21 protein-coding genes are annotated in these 17,704 nt (G+C 43.0%); 19 read left to right on the top strand and 2 right to left on the bottom strand.

Annotation, left to right across the window (positions count from 1 at the left end; all coding sequences use genetic code 11):
* Positions 1-4: 4 nt before the first annotated feature.
* From ribE to ribT, 4 genes are all read left to right on the top strand, one after another.
* Entirely contained in the window at positions 5-652 is a 648-nt protein-coding gene (ribE, locus tag WA325_RS03395; RefSeq protein WP_024121913.1) for a riboflavin synthase subunit alpha, read from the top strand.
* A gap of 14 nt (positions 653-666) precedes the next feature.
* Positions 667-1,863 (top strand): bifunctional 3,4-dihydroxy-2-butanone-4-phosphate synthase/GTP cyclohydrolase II, encoded by a 1,197-nt coding sequence (locus WA325_RS03390; protein WP_105954916.1) that lies wholly within the window; start codon positions 667-669, stop codon positions 1,861-1,863.
* Positions 1,864-1,895: 32 nt separating this feature from the next.
* On the top strand, positions 1,896-2,360 hold the full coding sequence (gene ribH / locus WA325_RS03385; RefSeq protein WP_105954917.1) for a 6,7-dimethyl-8-ribityllumazine synthase: 465 nt from the start codon (positions 1,896-1,898) through the stop codon (positions 2,358-2,360).
* A 110-nt stretch (positions 2,361-2,470) separates the two neighbouring features.
* Positions 2,471-2,845 carry a GNAT family N-acetyltransferase RibT gene (gene ribT, locus WA325_RS03380; protein WP_003223910.1) on the top strand — a complete coding sequence of 125 codons (375 nt, stop codon included), beginning with the start codon at positions 2,471-2,473 and terminating at the stop codon, positions 2,843-2,845.
* A gap of 13 nt (positions 2,846-2,858) precedes the next feature.
* Here ribT and WA325_RS03375 read toward each other — a convergent pair whose 3' ends face one another.
* Both WA325_RS03375 and WA325_RS03370 read right to left on the bottom strand, forming a co-directional pair.
* Positions 2,859-3,383 (bottom strand): DUF309 domain-containing protein, encoded by a 525-nt coding sequence (locus WA325_RS03375; RefSeq protein ID WP_105954918.1) that lies wholly within the window; start codon positions 3,381-3,383, stop codon positions 2,859-2,861.
* An 87-nt stretch (positions 3,384-3,470) separates the two neighbouring features.
* Positions 3,471-3,560: a YjcZ family sporulation protein gene (locus WA325_RS03370; protein WP_024121909.1), complete on the bottom strand. Its 90-nt coding sequence runs from the start codon at positions 3,558-3,560 to the stop codon at positions 3,471-3,473.
* A 214-nt stretch (positions 3,561-3,774) separates the two neighbouring features.
* Between WA325_RS03370 and scpA the strand changes: the two genes are divergently transcribed.
* The 15 genes from scpA (at position 3,775) to aroD (ending at position 17,658) form a co-directional block, all read left to right on the top strand.
* Positions 3,775-4,530 carry a segregation/condensation protein A gene (scpA, locus tag WA325_RS03365; RefSeq protein ID WP_024121908.1) on the top strand — a complete coding sequence of 252 codons (756 nt, stop codon included), beginning with the start codon at positions 3,775-3,777 and terminating at the stop codon, positions 4,528-4,530.
* On the top strand, positions 4,520-5,113 hold the full coding sequence (gene scpB, locus WA325_RS03360; RefSeq protein ID WP_044154877.1) for an SMC-Scp complex subunit ScpB: 594 nt from the start codon (positions 4,520-4,522) through the stop codon (positions 5,111-5,113). Before scpA ends, scpB begins: the two co-directional genes overlap by 11 nt.
* A gap of 57 nt (positions 5,114-5,170) precedes the next feature.
* The gene (locus WA325_RS03355) at positions 5,171-5,710 is read left to right on the top strand and encodes a YpuI family protein (protein WP_038954213.1); all 540 of its coding nucleotides are present in this window, start codon (positions 5,171-5,173) and stop codon (positions 5,708-5,710) included.
* 120 nt (positions 5,711-5,830) lie between these two features.
* Positions 5,831-6,979, top strand: a complete 1,149-nt coding sequence (locus WA325_RS03350) for a D-alanyl-D-alanine carboxypeptidase family protein (RefSeq protein ID WP_322008648.1) — start codon at positions 5,831-5,833, stop codon at positions 6,977-6,979.
* The gene (spmA, locus tag WA325_RS03345) at positions 6,967-7,557 is read left to right on the top strand and encodes a spore maturation protein SpmA (RefSeq protein WP_024121904.1); all 591 of its coding nucleotides are present in this window, start codon (positions 6,967-6,969) and stop codon (positions 7,555-7,557) included. The genes WA325_RS03350 and spmA overlap by 13 nt, the downstream gene beginning before the upstream one ends.
* 4 nt (positions 7,558-7,561) lie before the next feature.
* On the top strand, positions 7,562-8,098 hold the full coding sequence (spmB, locus tag WA325_RS03340) for a spore maturation protein SpmB (protein WP_010334782.1): 537 nt from the start codon (positions 7,562-7,564) through the stop codon (positions 8,096-8,098).
* A gap of 91 nt (positions 8,099-8,189) precedes the next feature.
* Positions 8,190-8,924, top strand: a complete 735-nt coding sequence (gene rluB / locus WA325_RS03335) for a 23S rRNA pseudouridine(2605) synthase RluB (RefSeq protein WP_024121903.1) — start codon at positions 8,190-8,192, stop codon at positions 8,922-8,924.
* Between the two features lie 93 nt (positions 8,925-9,017).
* Positions 9,018-9,557, top strand: coding sequence for a thiol-disulfide oxidoreductase ResA (resA, locus tag WA325_RS03330; protein ID WP_105954920.1), 540 nt, complete (start codon positions 9,018-9,020; stop codon positions 9,555-9,557).
* Positions 9,554-11,182: a cytochrome c biogenesis protein ResB gene (resB, locus tag WA325_RS03325; protein ID WP_336183198.1), complete on the top strand. Its 1,629-nt coding sequence runs from the start codon at positions 9,554-9,556 to the stop codon at positions 11,180-11,182. The genes resA and resB overlap by 4 nt, the downstream gene beginning before the upstream one ends.
* A 19-nt stretch (positions 11,183-11,201) precedes the next feature.
* Positions 11,202-12,377, top strand: a complete 1,176-nt coding sequence (gene ccsB, locus WA325_RS03320) for a c-type cytochrome biogenesis protein CcsB (protein WP_101860350.1) — start codon at positions 11,202-11,204, stop codon at positions 12,375-12,377.
* 82 nt (positions 12,378-12,459) lie between these two features.
* Entirely contained in the window at positions 12,460-13,182 is a 723-nt protein-coding gene (resD, locus tag WA325_RS03315) for a DNA-binding response regulator ResD (protein ID WP_010334777.1), read from the top strand.
* Positions 13,179-14,945, top strand: coding sequence for a sensor histidine kinase ResE (gene resE / locus WA325_RS03310; protein ID WP_105954924.1), 1,767 nt, complete (start codon positions 13,179-13,181; stop codon positions 14,943-14,945). The genes resD and resE overlap by 4 nt, the downstream gene beginning before the upstream one ends.
* A 203-nt stretch (positions 14,946-15,148) precedes the next feature.
* Positions 15,149-15,733 (top strand): RNA polymerase sigma factor SigX, encoded by a 585-nt coding sequence (gene sigX / locus WA325_RS03305; protein ID WP_024121898.1) that lies wholly within the window; start codon positions 15,149-15,151, stop codon positions 15,731-15,733.
* Positions 15,669-16,784, top strand: a complete 1,116-nt coding sequence (locus WA325_RS03300) for a sigma-X negative effector (RefSeq protein WP_336183197.1) — start codon at positions 15,669-15,671, stop codon at positions 16,782-16,784. Before sigX ends, WA325_RS03300 begins: the two co-directional genes overlap by 65 nt.
* Positions 16,785-16,896: 112 nt before the next feature.
* The gene (gene aroD, locus WA325_RS03295; protein WP_105954926.1) at positions 16,897-17,658 is read left to right on the top strand and encodes a type I 3-dehydroquinate dehydratase; all 762 of its coding nucleotides are present in this window, start codon (positions 16,897-16,899) and stop codon (positions 17,656-17,658) included.
* Positions 17,659-17,704 lie beyond the last annotated feature (46 nt).

Raw genomic sequence — 17,704 nt, 5'->3', positions numbered from 1 at the left:
GACCATGTTTACAGGAATTATAGAAGAAACAGGCACAATCGAATCCATGAAAAAAGCAGGCCCCTCTATGGCCTTAACAATTAAATGCTCAAAAATATTAGAGGATGTTCATTTAGGCGACAGCATTGCAGTAAATGGCATTTGTCTGACTGTTACTGATTTCACGAAAAGTCACTTCACAGTTGATGTCATGCCTGAAACAGTCAAAGCAACGTCGCTGAACGATTTATCAAAAGGCAGCAAAGTGAACCTGGAAAGAGCCATGGCGGCAAACGGGCGTTTTGGAGGCCATTTCGTTTCAGGCCATGTCGACGGAACCGCAGAAATCACGCGTATTGAAGAAAAAAGCAACGCAGTTTACTATGATTTGAAAATGGATTCGTCATTAACAAAAACGTTGGTTTTAAAGGGATCTATTACCGTGGACGGCGTGAGTTTAACCATCTTCGGGCTGACAGATGATACCGTGACGATTTCTTTAATCCCTCACACCATCAGCGAAACGATTTTTTCAGAAAAAACAATCGGCTCTAAAGTGAATATCGAATGCGATATGATCGGAAAATATATGTATCGATTTTTGCATAAAGCCAATGAAAATAAGAACCAACAAACCATAACAAAAGCCTTCTTAAGCGAAAACGGCTTTTAGAGAGGAAGATTTGCATGTTTCATCCGATAGAAGAGGCATTAGACGCTTTAAAAAAAGGCGAAGTCATCATTGTTGTGGATGATGAAGACAGAGAAAACGAAGGAGACTTTGTGGCTCTTGCAGAGCATGCGACTCCTGAAGTGATTAACTTTATGGCGACGCACGGAAGAGGGCTGATTTGCACGCCTCTCAGTGAGGAAATCGCTGACAGGCTCGATCTTCATCCTATGGTTGAGCACAATACAGATTCCCACCACACTGCTTTTACAGTAAGCATTGACCACCGTAAGACAAAAACGGGAATCAGCGCACAGGAAAGATCATTTACTGTCAAAGCTTTGCTGGACAGCGATTCAGTGCCGGCAGATTTTCAGCGTCCAGGGCACATTTTTCCGCTGATTGCGAAAAAGGGGGGTGTCCTGAAAAGAGCGGGCCATACAGAAGCGGCAGTTGATCTTGCTGAAGCCTGCGGTTCTCAGGGAGCTGGCGTCATTTGTGAAATTATGAATGAAGACGGAACGATGGCAAGGGTACCTGAGCTCATTGAAATTGCGAAAAAGCATCAATTAAAACTGATCACCATTAAGGATTTAATTGAGTACCGCTACAACTTGACAACACTTGTAGAGCGGGAAGTCGATATTACCTTGCCTACTGATTTTGGCACATTTAAGGTGTACGGATACACGAATGAGATCGATGGAAAAGAGCATGTCGCATTTGTGATGGGAGATGTGCCGTTTAATGAAGAACCAGTATTGGTCCGGGTTCATTCAGAGTGTCTCACAGGTGATGTGTTTGGGTCTCATCGCTGTGACTGCGGACCGCAGCTTCACGCCGCGCTGACGCAAATTGCCGCAGAAGGCCGGGGAGTGCTTTTGTATCTCCGCCAAGAAGGCCGGGGCATCGGTCTGATCAATAAGTTAAAAGCTTATAAGCTTCAGGAAGAAGGGTATGACACCGTAGAAGCTAATGAAGCGCTCGGCTTTTTGCCTGATTTGCGCAATTACGGCATTGGTGCTCAAATTTTACGCGATCTCGGCGTGCGGAATATGAAGCTCTTGACGAATAATCCGCGGAAAATTGCCGGACTTGAAGGGTATGGTCTCAGCATTACAGAAAGAGTGCCGCTTCAAATGGAAGCCAAAGAGCACAACAAAAAATATTTGCAAACTAAGATGAACAAACTAGGTCATTTACTTCATTTCTAATAACAAAAATCACAAAAAAGGATGGAAATCATATGAATATCATACAAGGAAATTTAGTTGGTACAGGTCTTAAAATCGGAATCGTAGTAGGAAGATTTAATGATTTTATTACAAGCAAGCTGCTGAGCGGGGCAGAAGATGCTTTGCTCAGACACGGCGTGGATACAAACGATATTGATGTGGCTTGGGTTCCGGGCGCATTTGAAATTCCTTTCGCTGCTAAAAAAATGGCTGAAACAAAAAAATATGACGCCGTTATTACACTCGGCACTGTCATCAGAGGCGCGACAACTCATTACGATTACGTCTGCAACGAAGCAGCAAAAGGCATCGCGCAAGCAGGGAACACAACAGGCGTACCTGTGATCTTTGGAATTGTCACTACGGAAAACATTGAGCAGGCCATTGAACGGGCTGGAACAAAAGCAGGCAATAAGGGCGTAGATTGTGCTGTTTCTGCCATAGAAATGGCAAATTTAAACCGTTCATTTGAATAATTTGCTGAAAACAGTTTAAAAATATGGCGAAAATGATATAATGTGAGAAAACGGATCACCTACACTTATCCGTTTGATAGAACTGGACATTAGGATATAGAGGGGTTTTTATGTTAATTCGTTATAAAAAATCGTTTGAAAAGATTGCGATGGGACTTCTTTCATTTATGCCAAATGAAAAAGATCTTAAGCAGCTTCAGCAGACAATTAAGGACTACGAAACGGATACAGACCGCCAGCTCTTTCTTTGGAAAGAGGACGAGGATATCGTCGGAGCAATCGGAGTTGAAAAAAAGGATTCCGAGGTTGAAATCCGGCATATCAGTGTGAATCCTTCTCATCGCCATCAAGGAATCGGAAAACAGATGATGGATGCTTTAAAGCATTTATTCAAAACGCAGGTACTGGTTCCGAATGAATTAACGCAGAGCTTTTTCGAACGCTGTCAAGGTCAGCAGGATCAAGACATTTCATACAATAATTAAGCAGAGGCTGTTATCAGCCTCTGCTTTTTTTTCTTCGTTCAATTTCTTTCTCGCGTTCGCGGATGACATCAGTCCGATCCCGCAAACAATGTTTATGAATTAGAAATCTATCAGTGAGTGTGCTGGGCTGTCCCCACGTGTAAGCTTTTCGCTTGCATTCAATGCGGCATGCTTCCTTCAGCTTCTCATCTTTAATTGGCAGCATGATGCTTTTATAGGAAGATCCCAGTTCAATTTGTTCGTAAACCGACTGCATAAGCTCCAGTAAACGGGTATGATCAAGCCCCAAATCTTCCACCGCTTGTTTTTTCGCTTGAAGAATCCGTATGCTGTTTGCCAGCAATCTTTTGGCCCCGGCTGTATTCTGTCTTCTGTGATGATACAAAGCAACAGCAAGCTGGATAAAGCCGACCCAAAGTATTTTTCGTTTGTTCGGAGGATCTTCCTTCCAATATTCTTCTAGTATTTCATGGCATTCAAAATAATCCCGTGTTGCGTGAAATTCAACGAGATAATCAATATAAGCTTTCGGGTACAAGATGCTTCCTCCTTTTAATCCGCCTTTAGTGTAACACAGGACAGATAAAAGGAAAAAACAGCGCATTGGACCTGCTCATTTTTAGTTCTAGCAAATCCAAGCGGCACCTACGATAATCAGCAGAATAAACAAAACGACAATTAAAGCGAAACCGCCGCTGAAGCACTTTTCTCCCATGAACATTCAGCCTCCTTTGTTGTGGTCTACGCGAGCATCCTATGTACACCTGCCCTTTTTTGTGTAGGCGGATATCTTGTTATTTGAATATTCAGCACAAATCTCTTGAAATGCAGGAAATGAAATAGTATTGGACGAGAGCTTTTTGGTGGCTTATACTAAAGGGTAGCCAGTTTATCCGGCAATGAGAGTGATACTTGAAAATGGTGAGATGATGGAAGAATATCAAGTAAAAATTGATACGTTTGAAGGCCCATTGGACCTGCTGCTTCATTTAATCAATCGTCTTGAAATTGACATATATGATATACCTGTGGCGAAGATTACTGAACAATATTTATTATATGTACATACGATGCGTGTGCTTGAGCTTGATATCGCCAGCGAGTATTTGGTGATGGCTGCTACGCTGCTCAGTATTAAAAGCAGAATGCTGCTCCCGAAGCAAGAGGAAGAGCTGTTTGAGGATGAATTGCTTGAGGAAGAAGACCCGCGGGAGGAACTGATTGAAAAGCTGATTGAGTATAGAAAATATAAAGACGCGGCGAAGGAATTAAAGGAACGGGAAGAAGAAAGACAAAAATCATTCACGAAACCGCCGAGTGACTTGAGTGAATATGCAAAAGAAGTGAAACAGTCGGAGCAAAAGCTGTCAGTCACAGTCTACGATATGATTGGCGCTTTTCAAAAAGTGCTGAAGCGAAAAAAAATAACAAGGCCGATGGAAACAACAATTACTAGACAGGAAATACCAATTGAAGACAGAATGAATGAAATCGTGCACAGCCTGAAATCAAAAGGGAAAAGAATCAACTTTATGGATCTTTTTTCATATGAGCAAAAAGAACATTTGGTTGTCACCTTCCTGGCGGTTCTAGAACTGATGAAAAATCAGCTGATTTTGATTGAGCAGGAGCAAAATTTTTCAGATATTTACATTATGGGGAGTGAATCCATTCATGGGGCTTGATATCGTGAATTGGAAAGCTATAGTGGAAGCCCTTCTATATGCGGCAGGCGATGAAGGACTGACCAAAAAACAGCTGTTAACAGTGCTTGAAATAGAAGAGCCTGAACTGAACACCATTATGGCGGATGTGGCAGACGATTACCGTCATGATACAAGAGGCATTGAACTTATTGAATATGCAGATACGTACATGCTTTCCACCAAAAAGGACTTTGCGCCGTACTTGAAAAAACTGATCGAAGTACCGTCGAAAGGCCTTTCCCAGGCATCTTTGGAGGTGCTGGCGATTGTTTCATATAAACAGCCGATTACGAGAGCGGAAATTGAAGATATCAGAGGCGTAAAATCAGAAAGAATTTTACACAGCCTTGTCGCCAAGGCGCTGCTGTGTGAAGTCGGACGCGCTGACGGTCCGGGACGGGCCATTTTATACGGCACGACGCCGACTTTTCTTGAGCAATTCGGCTTAAAAACGCTGGACGAGCTTCCGCCGCTGCCTGAAAATGCGGAAGATGACGTTCTTCAAGAAGAAGCGGATTTATTCTTTGAAAACTTTAACCAAACCTTTGAAGACATAAAATAGAGATTTAATGAATCGCGCTTTTTCATCAACATAAGATATAAGGAAGAAGTAGCTATCATGAAAGAAGCAAAATGTGAGAGACAAAGACATGAGGGGAAGATACCAAACGAAATGGGACATTCGATTGTGCGAGTGCAGACTCAAAAAACAGGCGAATTCTTATCAATGGTTGTCAATACCGTTAATGATTATTTAAATCAAACCACACTGGCGTCTATGCAGGCTGAATTGCCTGTTGAAGAGGCATACTGCTGTGATGTGCTGAGCACGCTGAGAAGAATGACAGTATTTTGTGAAGGAGGCGCTGAAGCATGCCGCCGTCTCCTTATGCAAGAGCCATTTCAGGAAACCAGAGCGGAAAAAACACTTTACAATGTGTATCATCAATGCATTGAAGAGTTCTTTATGCCAAAGAAAGACACCTGGTGTGAAAACAGCCGGGCGTCATATACCGGAGTCAGCGCAATTGAGTTCTACCATGCTGTTCCGCAGTCTCTGGAGCAATTATTATTGCCGCTGAGCGCAGCGTTTCTGAAGATGAGGGAAGAACTGGCTCATTACGAAGCGTCCGGATCTAGCATGGCATCCATCAGATAACACTTACTCTCCCTTTACGGGAGAGTTTTTTTATGTTTGCAGGCCAAGACACAATTGTTATTCATAACTGATGGACATGCGCATAAACTTGTACAAACCACCACAAGGACGTGAACAAACATGCGCATTTTTAAAAAAGCTGTATTAATCGTCATCATTTCTTTTCTATTTGCAAATGTAAATGTGAACACAGCACATGCAGCTATAAATGTCAGTGCGAAGAGCGCCATTGTCATTGACGGCACATCAGGAAGAGTGTTATTTGCCAAGGACGAGCATGAAAAAAGGCGGATTGCCAGTATTACAAAGATCATGACCGCTGTTCTCGCCATTGAATCCGGAAAAATGGAAGAAACCGTGACTGTTTCTGCAAATGCGGTCAGAACAGAGGGTTCGGCCATTTATTTAACCGAAGGGCAAAAAGTGAAATTAAAGGATCTTGTGTATGGCCTGATGCTGAGATCCGGGAACGATGCTGCTGTTGCGATTGCTGAGTATGTCGGGGGAAGCCTCGATGGATTTGTCTATATGATGAACCAAAAAGCAGAACAAATCGGTATGGAGAATACCCGTTTTCAAAACCCGCACGGATTGGACGACCATGAAAATCACTACTCAACAGCTTATGACATGGCTGTTTTAACGAAATACGCCATGAAGCTCAAAGACTATCAAACCATCTCCGGCACAAAAATATACAAAGCAGAAACAATGGAAAGTGTATGGAAAAACAAAAATAAATTGCTGACGATGCTGTATCCATACAGCACAGGGGGGAAAACAGGCTATACCAAGCTTGCAAAACGCACACTCGTTTCAACCGCTTCAAAGGACGGCGTTAATCTGATAGCCGTTACCATTAATGACCCCGACGATTGGGATGATCATATGAATATGTTTAACTATGTATTTGATCATTATCAAACATATTTAATCGCAAAAAAAGGAGATATTCCGAAGCTTAAAGGTACATTTTATGAGTCTAAAGCTTTCATCAAACGGGACATCACCTATTTGCTTACCGAAGAAGAAAAAGAAGATGTCAAAATCAACACTACCCTGCTCAAACCGAAAAAAGCCTGGGAAAAGGATGTCTCAAAAATTCCGGATATTGTAGGACACATGAAAGTCATGTTCAACGATGAAACCATCGCAAATGTGCCGATCTATTACGAAAACGAACGAAATCAAAAACCGAAAAAAAAGTTTTTTGAAACGTTTCAATCCATTTTTCTGAATGCGGCTGGCGGGGCAAAATGGTCAATATAATCTGGGTCAGCTTAACTGTGATCGGGCTAGTATTTGCGATGTGCAATGGAACGCTGCAGGATGTAAATGAGGCGGTGTTTAAAGGAGCCAAAGAAGCTGTCACAATCTCATTTGGACTTATGAGCGTGCTTGTTTTTTGGCTGGGTTTAATGAAAATAGCTGAACAGTCAGGACTGCTGGATATTTTCAGCCGTATGTGCAGGCCTTTTATTTCTAAGCTGTTCCCTGACATACCGCCGGATCATCCCGCAATGGGCTACATTTTATCAAATCTCATGGCGAACTTCTTCGGCCTCGGGAACGCGGCCACACCTCTTGGCATTAAAGCAATGGAGCAAATGAAAAAGCTGAATGGAAACCGTTCGGAAGCGAGCCGTTCCATGATCACTTTTTTAGCTGTTAATACTTCGTGCATTACTCTCATCCCGACAACGGTTATTGCCGTGCGAATGGCCTATTCCTCCAAAACGCCGACAGATATCGTCGGACCGAGCATTTTGGCGACACTTATTTCTGGAATCGGCGCCATTATTATTGACCGGTATTTTTATTACCGCCGTAAAAAGAAGGGGAGGTAAGCCGATGGAAATTATCAACTGGCTGTCTTTAGCCATGATCCCTATTATTATTGCCGGCATTCTTCTTTATGGGACAATCAAAAAGGTGCCGACATATGAATCCTTTGTTGAAGGCGGAAAAGAAGGAATTGAGATCGCATTTTCGATTATCCCCTACTTAGTCGGGATGCTAGTTGCGATTACTGTTTTCAGATCATCGGGGGCGCTTGACTTTTTTATGGATCTATTAAAGCCGGCCTTTTCCGCCATCGGCATACCGGCTGAGGTGGTTCCGCTTGCGCTGATTCGTCCGATCTCCGGTACGGCTGCTCTGGGTATGACCACTGATTTAATTGCAGTGTATGGACCGGACTCCTTTATTGGCAGGCTGGCATCGGTGATGCAGGGATCAACGGATACAACACTTTATGTGCTGACGGTGTATTTCGGAGCTGTTGGCATTAAAAAAATGGGTGATGCGTTAAAGGTGGGACTTCTTGCTGATTTAATCGGTGTAGTTGCATCTATCATCATCGTTACGTTATTATTTGGGAGCGCCTGAAAATGGCGTTTTTTTAGATAAAGCATGCGAAATCTGAAAAAGCTTGTTTGTTCAGGTTGAAAAAAGTAAGATAATACTTGAGGTGAAAGACATGGAAAGACTGCAAAAAGTAATTGCTCACGCCGGAGTTGCATCGCGCAGAAAGGCAGAAGAGCTGATTAAAGAAGGAAAAGTAAAGGTGAACGGCAAAGTAATAACAGAGCTTGGTGTTAAAGTCACCGGTTCTGATCAGATTGAAGTAAACGGCTTGAAGGTCGAACGTGAAGAGCCTGTTTATTTTCTGCTATATAAACCAAGAGGCGTGATCTCCGCAGCGGACGATGACAAAGGGCGCAAAGTCGTGACGGACTTTTTTAGAGAAGTGCCGCAGCGCATCTATCCGGTCGGACGTCTGGATTACGATACAAGCGGTCTTTTGCTTTTAACCAATGACGGCGAGTTTGCCAACAAGCTAATGCACCCTAAATATGAAATAAACAAAACATATGTAGCAAAGGTAAAAGGCATACCGTCTAAAGAGCTGATCAGAAAGCTGGAGCGCGGCATTATGCTGGAGGAAGGCAAAACAGCTCCTGCCAAAGCGAAGCTGCTTTCATTGGATAAGAAAAAACAAACAAGCATTATACAGCTGACCATCCATGAAGGACGGAACAGGCAAGTGCGCCGCATGTTTGAAGCAATCGGACATGAAGTAATCAAGCTGAAGCGGGAAGAATACGCATTTTTAAATCTCAGAGGCTTAAATACGGGAGACGCAAGAGAGCTTACGCCGCATGAAGTCAAAAGGCTCAGAGCGCTAGCGGAACACGGTAAAAACGCTTTCTAAGTTTCACATAACCTTCAAAAAGTTAGAAATGTGAAATGATTGTGAAATGATATAATTGAATGGATCTGCAATAGGGGAAGGGGGCAGTGGACAATGAAGAAAAAAAGGCGTTTATTCATTCGGACCGGCATCCTTCTCGTTTTAATCTGCGCGCTGGCCTATACAATATACAGTGCTGTATTTGCCGACAAAGAGAGCATATCCGAAGGGTCCGAGGCACCGAATTTTGTCCTTGAAGATACGAATGGGGAACGTATTGAGCTGAGTGACTTAAAAGGAAAAGGTGTTTTTTTGAATTTCTGGGGCACTTGGTGTGAGCCGTGCAAAAAAGAATTTCCTTATATGGCGAACCAATACAAATATTTTAAAGACCAGGGCGTTGAAATTGTCGCGGTAAATGTTGGGGAGTCAAAGATAGCAGTACATAATTTTATGAAATCCTACGGAGTGAATTTTCCGGTTGTTCTGGATACAGATCGTCAGGTGCTTGATGCCTATGGCGTATCTCCGCTTCCGACAACCTTTTTAATCAATCCGGAAGGAAAAGTTGTCAAGGTGGTGACCGGCACTATGACAGAAAGCATGATCCATGACTATATGAATCTGATAAAACCCGGAGCGGCTTCGGGATGAAGCAGGTAAAATGTGAATGCGGACATATTAACCCGGTCGGAACCGTTTTATGTGAATCGTGCGGCAGGGCGCTTCAGGAAACGCAGCCCCCGCTTGCTGATATGAGATACGATGGAAGTGCGAGACGTTCACAAACCTATAACAAAACGTTCATTGATAAAATATGGAACTTCTTTTCTTCGGTTAAGGTCGGAATATGGCTTATCGTCATAACCCTTGCAGCATCAGCATTCGGGACTATTTTTCCTCAAGAAGCCTATTTGCCCCCCGGCGCTCAGGCTGATACATATTATAAAGAACAATACGGCACGTTCGGCCAGCTTTATTATTTACTTGGGTTCCATCATTTATATGGATCTTGGTGGTATTTGCTGCTGATTGCCTCTATCGGCATTTCTCTTGTCATCTGCAGCCTTGACCGCGTGATCCCCCTGTACAGAGCATTGAAAAATCAGGGGGTCAGGAGAAGCCCTGTTTTCTTAAAAAGGCAGCGGCTGTTCAGTGAAACGGAGACCGAGCTCAACCTTGAAGAAAAAGAAAAGATTGTGACGCTCTTAAAGAAAAAGCGTTATAGAATACGAGAACAAGAGGGCAGCATTCTGGCGGAAAAAGGGCGTTTTTCCCGCTGGGGTCCGTATGTCAATCACATAGGACTAATCATTTTCCTGATTGGCGCAATGCTGAGATTTGTGCCGGGCATGTACGTCGATGAAACGCTCTGGGTCAGAGAAGGCGAAACTGCGGCAATTCCAGGCACAGACGGAAGATATTATTTGAAAAACAATCAATTCAGCGTAGAGACTTATAACAGCGAGACAGAAAAAAAGGTGTTCGCTGATGCCATTGACAGAGTCGGAAGCGGAAAGGTCGCGAAAAACTTTCAAACAGACGCGGTTCTCTATAAACGGGAAGGCAAAATTGTCTACGGAGAGAAGCCGAAGCTGAAAAAAGTAAAAGAAGAAGATATTCGTGTCAACCAGCCGCTGCGCTTTGATTCGTTTTCTGTTTATCAGGTGGATTATAAAGAGAATCAGCTCGATCAGATGGTGTTTCAGCTGATTGACAAAAAATCAAAAAAATCCTTTGGGAGCTTAAAGATCAACCTATTGGATCCAGATTCGGTTTATGATCTTGGCAACGGTTACAAAGTCGAGGTCGCCAGCTACCTTCCTGACTTCTATTTTAATCAGGACGGAGAGCCGAGCACAAAAACAAAAATCCCTAACAATCCGGCGTTTGTCTTTAATATCATAACGCCAGATAAGCCAAAAGGCGAAAAAAGCTTTGTTGCCATTCAAGAAACAATTGAAGGGTCGGGCAGCAATAAGTACAAGTTAAAATTTGACCATGTCGAAACGAAAAACATAACCGGTTTGACAGTCAGAAAAGATCTGACGCTTTGGGTGCTTGCCATCGGCGGAGCCATTTTTATGATTGGCGTCATTCAAGGAATGTACTGGCAGCACCGCAGAATCTGGCTGCATACACAGGAAGGTGCAGTCATGGTTGCCGGCCATACCAATAAAAACTGGTACGGACTGAAGCGGGATTTAGAATTTGTTTTAGCCGATACGGGGCTGACTGAACCAGCAGACCAAAAAGAATTAATGAAAACACAGAAATAGGCGAAAAGGGAGTGGTGTCATGGCAGAGCTGAGCGGAAATTTTCTTTATGCGGCCTTTCTCGTGTATTTAATCGCGGTCCCGATTTTCGGCGGGGCCATACGCGGAAGGAAAAATAAAAAAGACAGGGCAAACCGGTGGGCGACGATCGGGATTACCCTTTCGATTATCGGTTTTCTCTGCCACCTGGGCTATTTTATTACAAGGTGGGCTGCCAGCGGCCATGCGCCTGTCAGCAACATGTTTGAATTTACAACGGCCTTTGGTATGATGCTTGTGCTTGCGTTTATTATCCTTTATTTTATCTATCAATTGCCTTCATTAGGTCTGTTTACATTATCGATCGCTTTATTGCTGATTGCATACGCCAGCATGTTTCCGACGGACATTTCGCCTTTAATTCCGTCATTGCAGAGCAATTGGCTGTATATCCACGTAACCACGGCTGCGCTGGGGCAAGCTATACTCGCCATCAGTTTTGTCGCAGGTGTCATTTTTCTTTTGAAGCATGTTGACCAGACAAAACCAAGTAAAAAAACCTTTTGGCTTGAAGCTATCATGTTTATTATGGTGACGGCAGTTGCCTTTATTGTGATAACATCTGTGTTTCGTTTTGCCGGCTATGAAGCTGAGTTTAACTGGGTGGATAAGAATAAGGAAAAAAGCGTGATGGTCTATGAAATGCCCGCACTTGTAGGTCCGCATGAGGGTGAGCTTATCACCGAGGGGAAAATGCAGCCCATTGCAGAGCTTCCGGCCCTTTTCTCAGGCAGAAAGGTAAACACAGTGATTTGGTCGTTTGGAGCTGGACTCCTATTGTACGGAGCGCTTCGCCTGATCGTCAGAAAAAGAATCAGTGCCTGTTTACATCCTCTGGTGAAAAACGTGAATCTTGATCTGGTGGATGAGGTTGGCTACAGAGCCGTTTCCATCGGTTTTCCGATTTTTACACTCGGCGCGCTGATCTTTGCAATGATTTGGGCTCAGCTCGCTTGGACGAGGTTTTGGGGCTGGGACCCGAAGGAAGTATGGGCGCTGATCACGTTTTTGTTTTACGCCGCTTATTTGCATTTAAGGCTGTCAAGAGGGTGGCACGGTGAGAAATCAGCATGGCTGGCCGTAATCGGTTTTGCCATCATTATGTTCAATTTAATATTTGTAAATCTTGTGCTTGCCGGACTTCATTCTTATGCATAGTCCAGAACAAAGCGATACAGTTCTCAAACTTTCTCACGATTTGATAAAATGAAAGTAACAGAAGGAAAGCAGGGGGAAAACGATGGACCAAACCAATGAAACCAAAATATTAGTAGTTGATGACGAAGCCAGAATTCGCCGCCTTTTAAAAATGTATCTTGAACGTGAAAATTATGTGATTGAAGAAGCGGAAAATGGTGATGAAGCCATTGCCAAAGGCCTCGAAACCAATTATGACTTAATTTTGCTTGACCTAATGATGCCTGGCACAGACGGAATTGAGGTCTGCCGCCAAATTCGCGAAAAAAAAGCTACACCAATTATCATGCTGACAGCAAAAGGAGAAGAAGCAAACCGGGTGCAGGGGTTTGAATCGGGAACAGATGATTACATTGTCAAACCGTTTAGTCCGAGAGAAGTTGTGCTGCGGGTAAAAGCGCTTCTGAGAAGAGCCTCTCAAAACTCTTATTTCAATGCGAATACGCCGACGAAAAACGTATTGGTGTTTTCTCATCTGTCAATCGATCATGATGCCCATCGGGTAACTGCTGACGGAACTGAAGTGAGCTTAACACCGAAAGAGTATGAGCTCCTTTACTTCTTAGCGAAAACGCCTGACAAAGTGTATGATCGGGAAAAGCTTCTCAAGGAAGTGTGGCAGTATGAATTTTTCGGCGATCTGCGTACAGTAGACACACACGTCAAACGTCTCCGGGAAAAGCTCAATAAAGTATCACCGGGAGCTGCCAAAAAAATCGTCACCGTATGGGGCGTCGGTTATAAATTCGAGGTAGGCGCTGAATGAAATTTTGGAAAAGCGTAGTAGGCAAGCTGTGGGCTACGATCCTTTCTCTTGTCCTGATCGTATTATTTATTTTAACGGTGCTTTTACTCGAGTTTATCGAAAATTATCATGTGGAAGAAGCCGAAAATGATTTAACCCAGCTTGCAAATAAAGTCGCAGTCATCTTAGAAAAACACGAGGATCAGGCGCTGGCAAGGTCGATCACCTGGGAGCTCGCTGATAACTTAACAAGCATTGCGATCATACAGGATGAGAAAAAATACTGGTATTCGCCGAACGATAAAAATCGGCTCTCATCTATCACGCTTGAGCAAATACAGCGGGACAAGGATTTACATCATGCTCTGGACAACCATAAAAAAGTCAGTAAACGTACGGGCCTGAGCGGCAGAGACACGGATAATGAACGCCTGATTGTGGGTGTTCCGTATGAAAAAGACGGAAAAAAAGGCATGGTCTTTTTATCTCAGTCTCTGCTTGCCGTCAAAGACACAACAAAACACACGACCCGTTATATATTCCTTGCCGCAGGCATTGCGATTGTGCTGACCACATTTTTTGCTTTCTTTTTATCAAGCAGGGTCACGTATCCGCTTCGAAAAATGAGAGAGGGCGCACAGGATTTAGCAAAGGGCAAGTTTGACACGAAAATCCCGATTTTAACCCAGGATGAAATCGGTGAGCTGGCAACCGCCTTTAATCAAATGGGACGGCAGCTTAACTTTCATATCAATGCGCTCAACCAAGAAAAAGAACAGCTTTCAAACATATTAAGCAGTATGGCTGACGGAGTGATTACTATCAATATCGACGGCACGATTCTCGTGACAAACCCGCCGGCCGAACGTTTTCTGCAGGCTTGGTATTATGAGCAGAATATGAATATTAAAGAAGGCGACAATCTTCCGCCAGAAGCAAAAGAACTGTTCCAAAATGCTGTCAGCACAGAAAAAGAACAAATGATTGAAATGACGCTGCAGGGCAGATCATGGGTGCTGCTGATGTCGCCGCTGTATGCGGAATCGCATGTCAGAGGCGCGGTTGCCGTTCTTCGAGATATGACCGAAGAACGCCGCCTTGATAAATTGCGCGAAGACTTTATCGCAAATGTCAGCCATGAATTAAGAACGCCGATCTCCATGCTTCAAGGGTATAGTGAAGCCATTGTCGATGATATTGCGAGTTCCGAAGAAGACCGAAAAGAGATTGCTCAAATTATATATGACGAGTCGCTGCGAATGGGCCGCCTTGTCAACGATTTGCTTGATTTAGCGCGAATGGAATCAGGGCATACTGGATTGCATTATGAACAAATCAATCTTAATGAATTTATAGAAAAGATCATGCGCAAATTTTCCGGCGTTGCCAAAGAAAAAAATATTTCTTTGCATCAGGACATTTCTCTCACTGAAGAGGAATTTATGTTTGATGAAGATAAGATGGAGCAGGTGTTTACCAATTTAATTGATAACGCGCTGCGTCATACTCAATCAGGCGGCAGTGTCTCCATCTCCGTTCATACGGTTAAGGATGGAATAAAAATAGACGTCAAAGATTCCGGCTCCGGCATACCGGAAGAGGATCTGCCATTTATTTTTGAGCGGTTCTATAAAGCGGATAAAGCACGGACAAGAGGCAGAGCAGGAACCGGACTGGGACTCGCTATTGTTAAAAATATTGTGGAAGCTCACAACGGTACCATTACGGTGCACAGCCGGATGGACAAAGGAACGACGTTTACGTTTTATATTCCGACAAAATGATTAAGTCGAGTCTGAATTTGCCGAAGAATCTTGTTCCATAAGAAACACCCGCTGATCCAAGCGGGTGTTTTTTAAAAGGTTTTTCTTAATAAGATTTAAGGATATGTTAATATAAATTCCCTTCCAAATTCCAGTTTCTCGTAATATAGTTGTAATGTAACTTTTAAGCTATTATTACGACTAAAGGAACGGAGGGGTTTCCTATGGAAGAAACCTTTCAAGCGTTATATAAAACTTACCATCAAGATTTATATCAATTTTTATTTTATATGGTAAAGGATAAAAGCCAGGCTGAAGACCTTCTTCAGGAGGTTTATATTCGTGTATTAAATTCATATCATACGTTTGAAGGAAGAAGCAGTGAAAAAACATGGCTTTTGTCAATTGCACGCCATGTGGCGATAGACTGGTTCCGTAAGCAGCAGACGATCAGACAGCGTGTACTCGGGACATTTGATTGGGACACACAGGATGTCAGAGATCAGCAATTGCTTCCGGACGAACTCGCGGTTCAACATGAAAATGTCCGGGAAATTTATGCTGCGCTCGATCAATGTACGATCGATCAAAGAGCTGTGATTATCTTACGGTTTATTCAGGGATATTCAATACAGGAAACAGCCAATGCTCTGCGCTTCTCGGAAAGCAAAGTGAAAACGACCCAACACAGAGGGCTCAAAGTACTTCGGAAACATATGGAGCTTTTGAGGGAGGAGCTAATGGATGATGAAGTCAGATTGGAACGAAGAACAGATAAAGGAGTTGTTAAGTCAACTGCCGGCAGTTAAAGACCATCGTTCTCCGCAAGACATATATAAGCGGCTTTCGATGGCAAAAAGCAAAAAAAAGTCCGCTGTTAGGTGGATTGGCCCCGCATGTGCCACTGCAGTTGCGGTTTATATCGCCTTCATTATTTCTCCTCATTTCTTTGATCAGGCACAGCCTCAACAAAAAGAAGCGTCCCAAGAAAACGCTATAACGAAAACTGAGACAGCAGACAGTAAAAAAGCTGCATTATCCCTGGATCAGTCATCGTTAGTTGTTCCTGAAAAGGAGCAGAACAACTATACGACTGTAGCAATTGCCGATGCCGAAACATCCACAATTATACCCGTCAGCATTAAAAAAACGAAATCAAACCAAACCATACAGGAGGTGCTGTTTGAAAGTGATCAATTGGATATCCTTGATCACGCCATCACGATTCCCTCCTTCATGGATGAAGTGGAAGTAAAGGAAAACCAAAACCAAAACCATAAGGAATTAAATATACAAGTCGATCAGCCCATTGAGGCTTTTTCTGTAAAAGACGACGCAATACTAAAAAAATTGCTGAAAGAATCTTTAAAATGGAGTCCTTATGAAAAAATCAAAATTTTTTCATCGGAGCAGAAAAAGGACGGCGCCAGTATTGGCTCAAATGGTACTTTTACTGAAATTCCTATTCCTAAACAGTCGAACAGAGCCTACTCCTTGTACCAAAATGAACAAGGACAAGACTTTCTCGTTCCAACAGAAAGAACATTTAATACTGTAAAAGAAGCTATTAAGGAAATGGAATCGAGCAATCAAACAAATACTGCACCTCTTATTCAAGCGGGTGCCGTCAAATCTGTAACGGAGAAACAGAATCACTTATATATCCATTTCTCAAAACACTCGGGGGTTAAGGATTCTATTGCCGGCATCTTAATGCTGGAGGGACTTCTTTTAACAGCAAAGGAGTTTGGCTTTACAGAAGTGACCTTTGCGGAAACGGGAACAAATAAAATCGGCAGATACGATGTATCAGAAGCTATTCCGGTTCCAGCTGCTCCAAATCCGGTTTCCTTGAATTAAAAGAGCCTTTTTTCAGGCTCTTTTTTCGTTGCTTTTCATATAATAGAAATTTTCAAAAAAAAGTTGTCCGTGTATAATAAAACAAGGTAAAGATTGAAAGGATTTGAGACGAGTGAACGTGTTAACAATCAAAGGAGTTTCCATCGGTGAAGGGATGCCGAAAATCATCGTTCCGCTGATGGGGAAAACAGAAAAGCAAATTTTAAAAGAAGCAGAAGCTGTGAAATTACTGGATCCGGATATTGTCGAGTGGCGAGTCGATGTATTTGAAAAAGCAGACGACAATGAAGCAGTCATAAAGATGATCTCAAAGCTGCGAGAGTCTTTAAGAGACAAGCTGTTTCTATTTACATTCAGATCGCATAAAGAAGGCGGGAGCAAAGAAATGGATGTAAGTTCCTACATTGCTTTGCTGGAAACGGCTATCCGCACAAAAGATATAGACTTTATCGATATTGAATTATTTTCAGGAGAGGCAAACGTTGAAGCGTTAGTATCTTTAGCAGGAGAAAATGGTGTCTACGTGATTATGTCTAATCATGACTTTCAGAAAACACCTGAAAAGGACGAGATCATTTCTCGGCTTCGTAAAATGCAGGAGTTAGGAGCGCATATTCCGAAAATAGCTGTAATGCCAAAGGATGCAGGAGATCTTTTAACCTTGCTTGATGCGACGTATACGATGAAGACAAAATATGCGGACCGTCCAATGATCACAATGTCAATGGCGGGAACGGGATTAGTCAGCAGGCTGAGCGGTGAGATATTTGGATCAGCTTGTACATTCGGCGCAGGAGAAGAGGCTTCAGCACCTGGGCAAATACCTGTATCCGAACTGAGAAACGTGTTAGAAGTACTGCACAAACATACATAAACAGGAAACCGTTAAAAAGCAGAAAAAAACTCAAGCTGCAGAGCTT

The sequence above is a fragment of the Bacillus sp. 205(2023) genome (genome assembly GCF_037027485.1).
Lineage (GTDB): Bacteria > Bacillota > Bacilli > Bacillales > Bacillaceae > Bacillus > Bacillus halotolerans.
The sequence above is the reverse complement of the archived record's forward strand: the minus strand, read 5'-3'. Positions and strand labels throughout refer to the sequence as shown.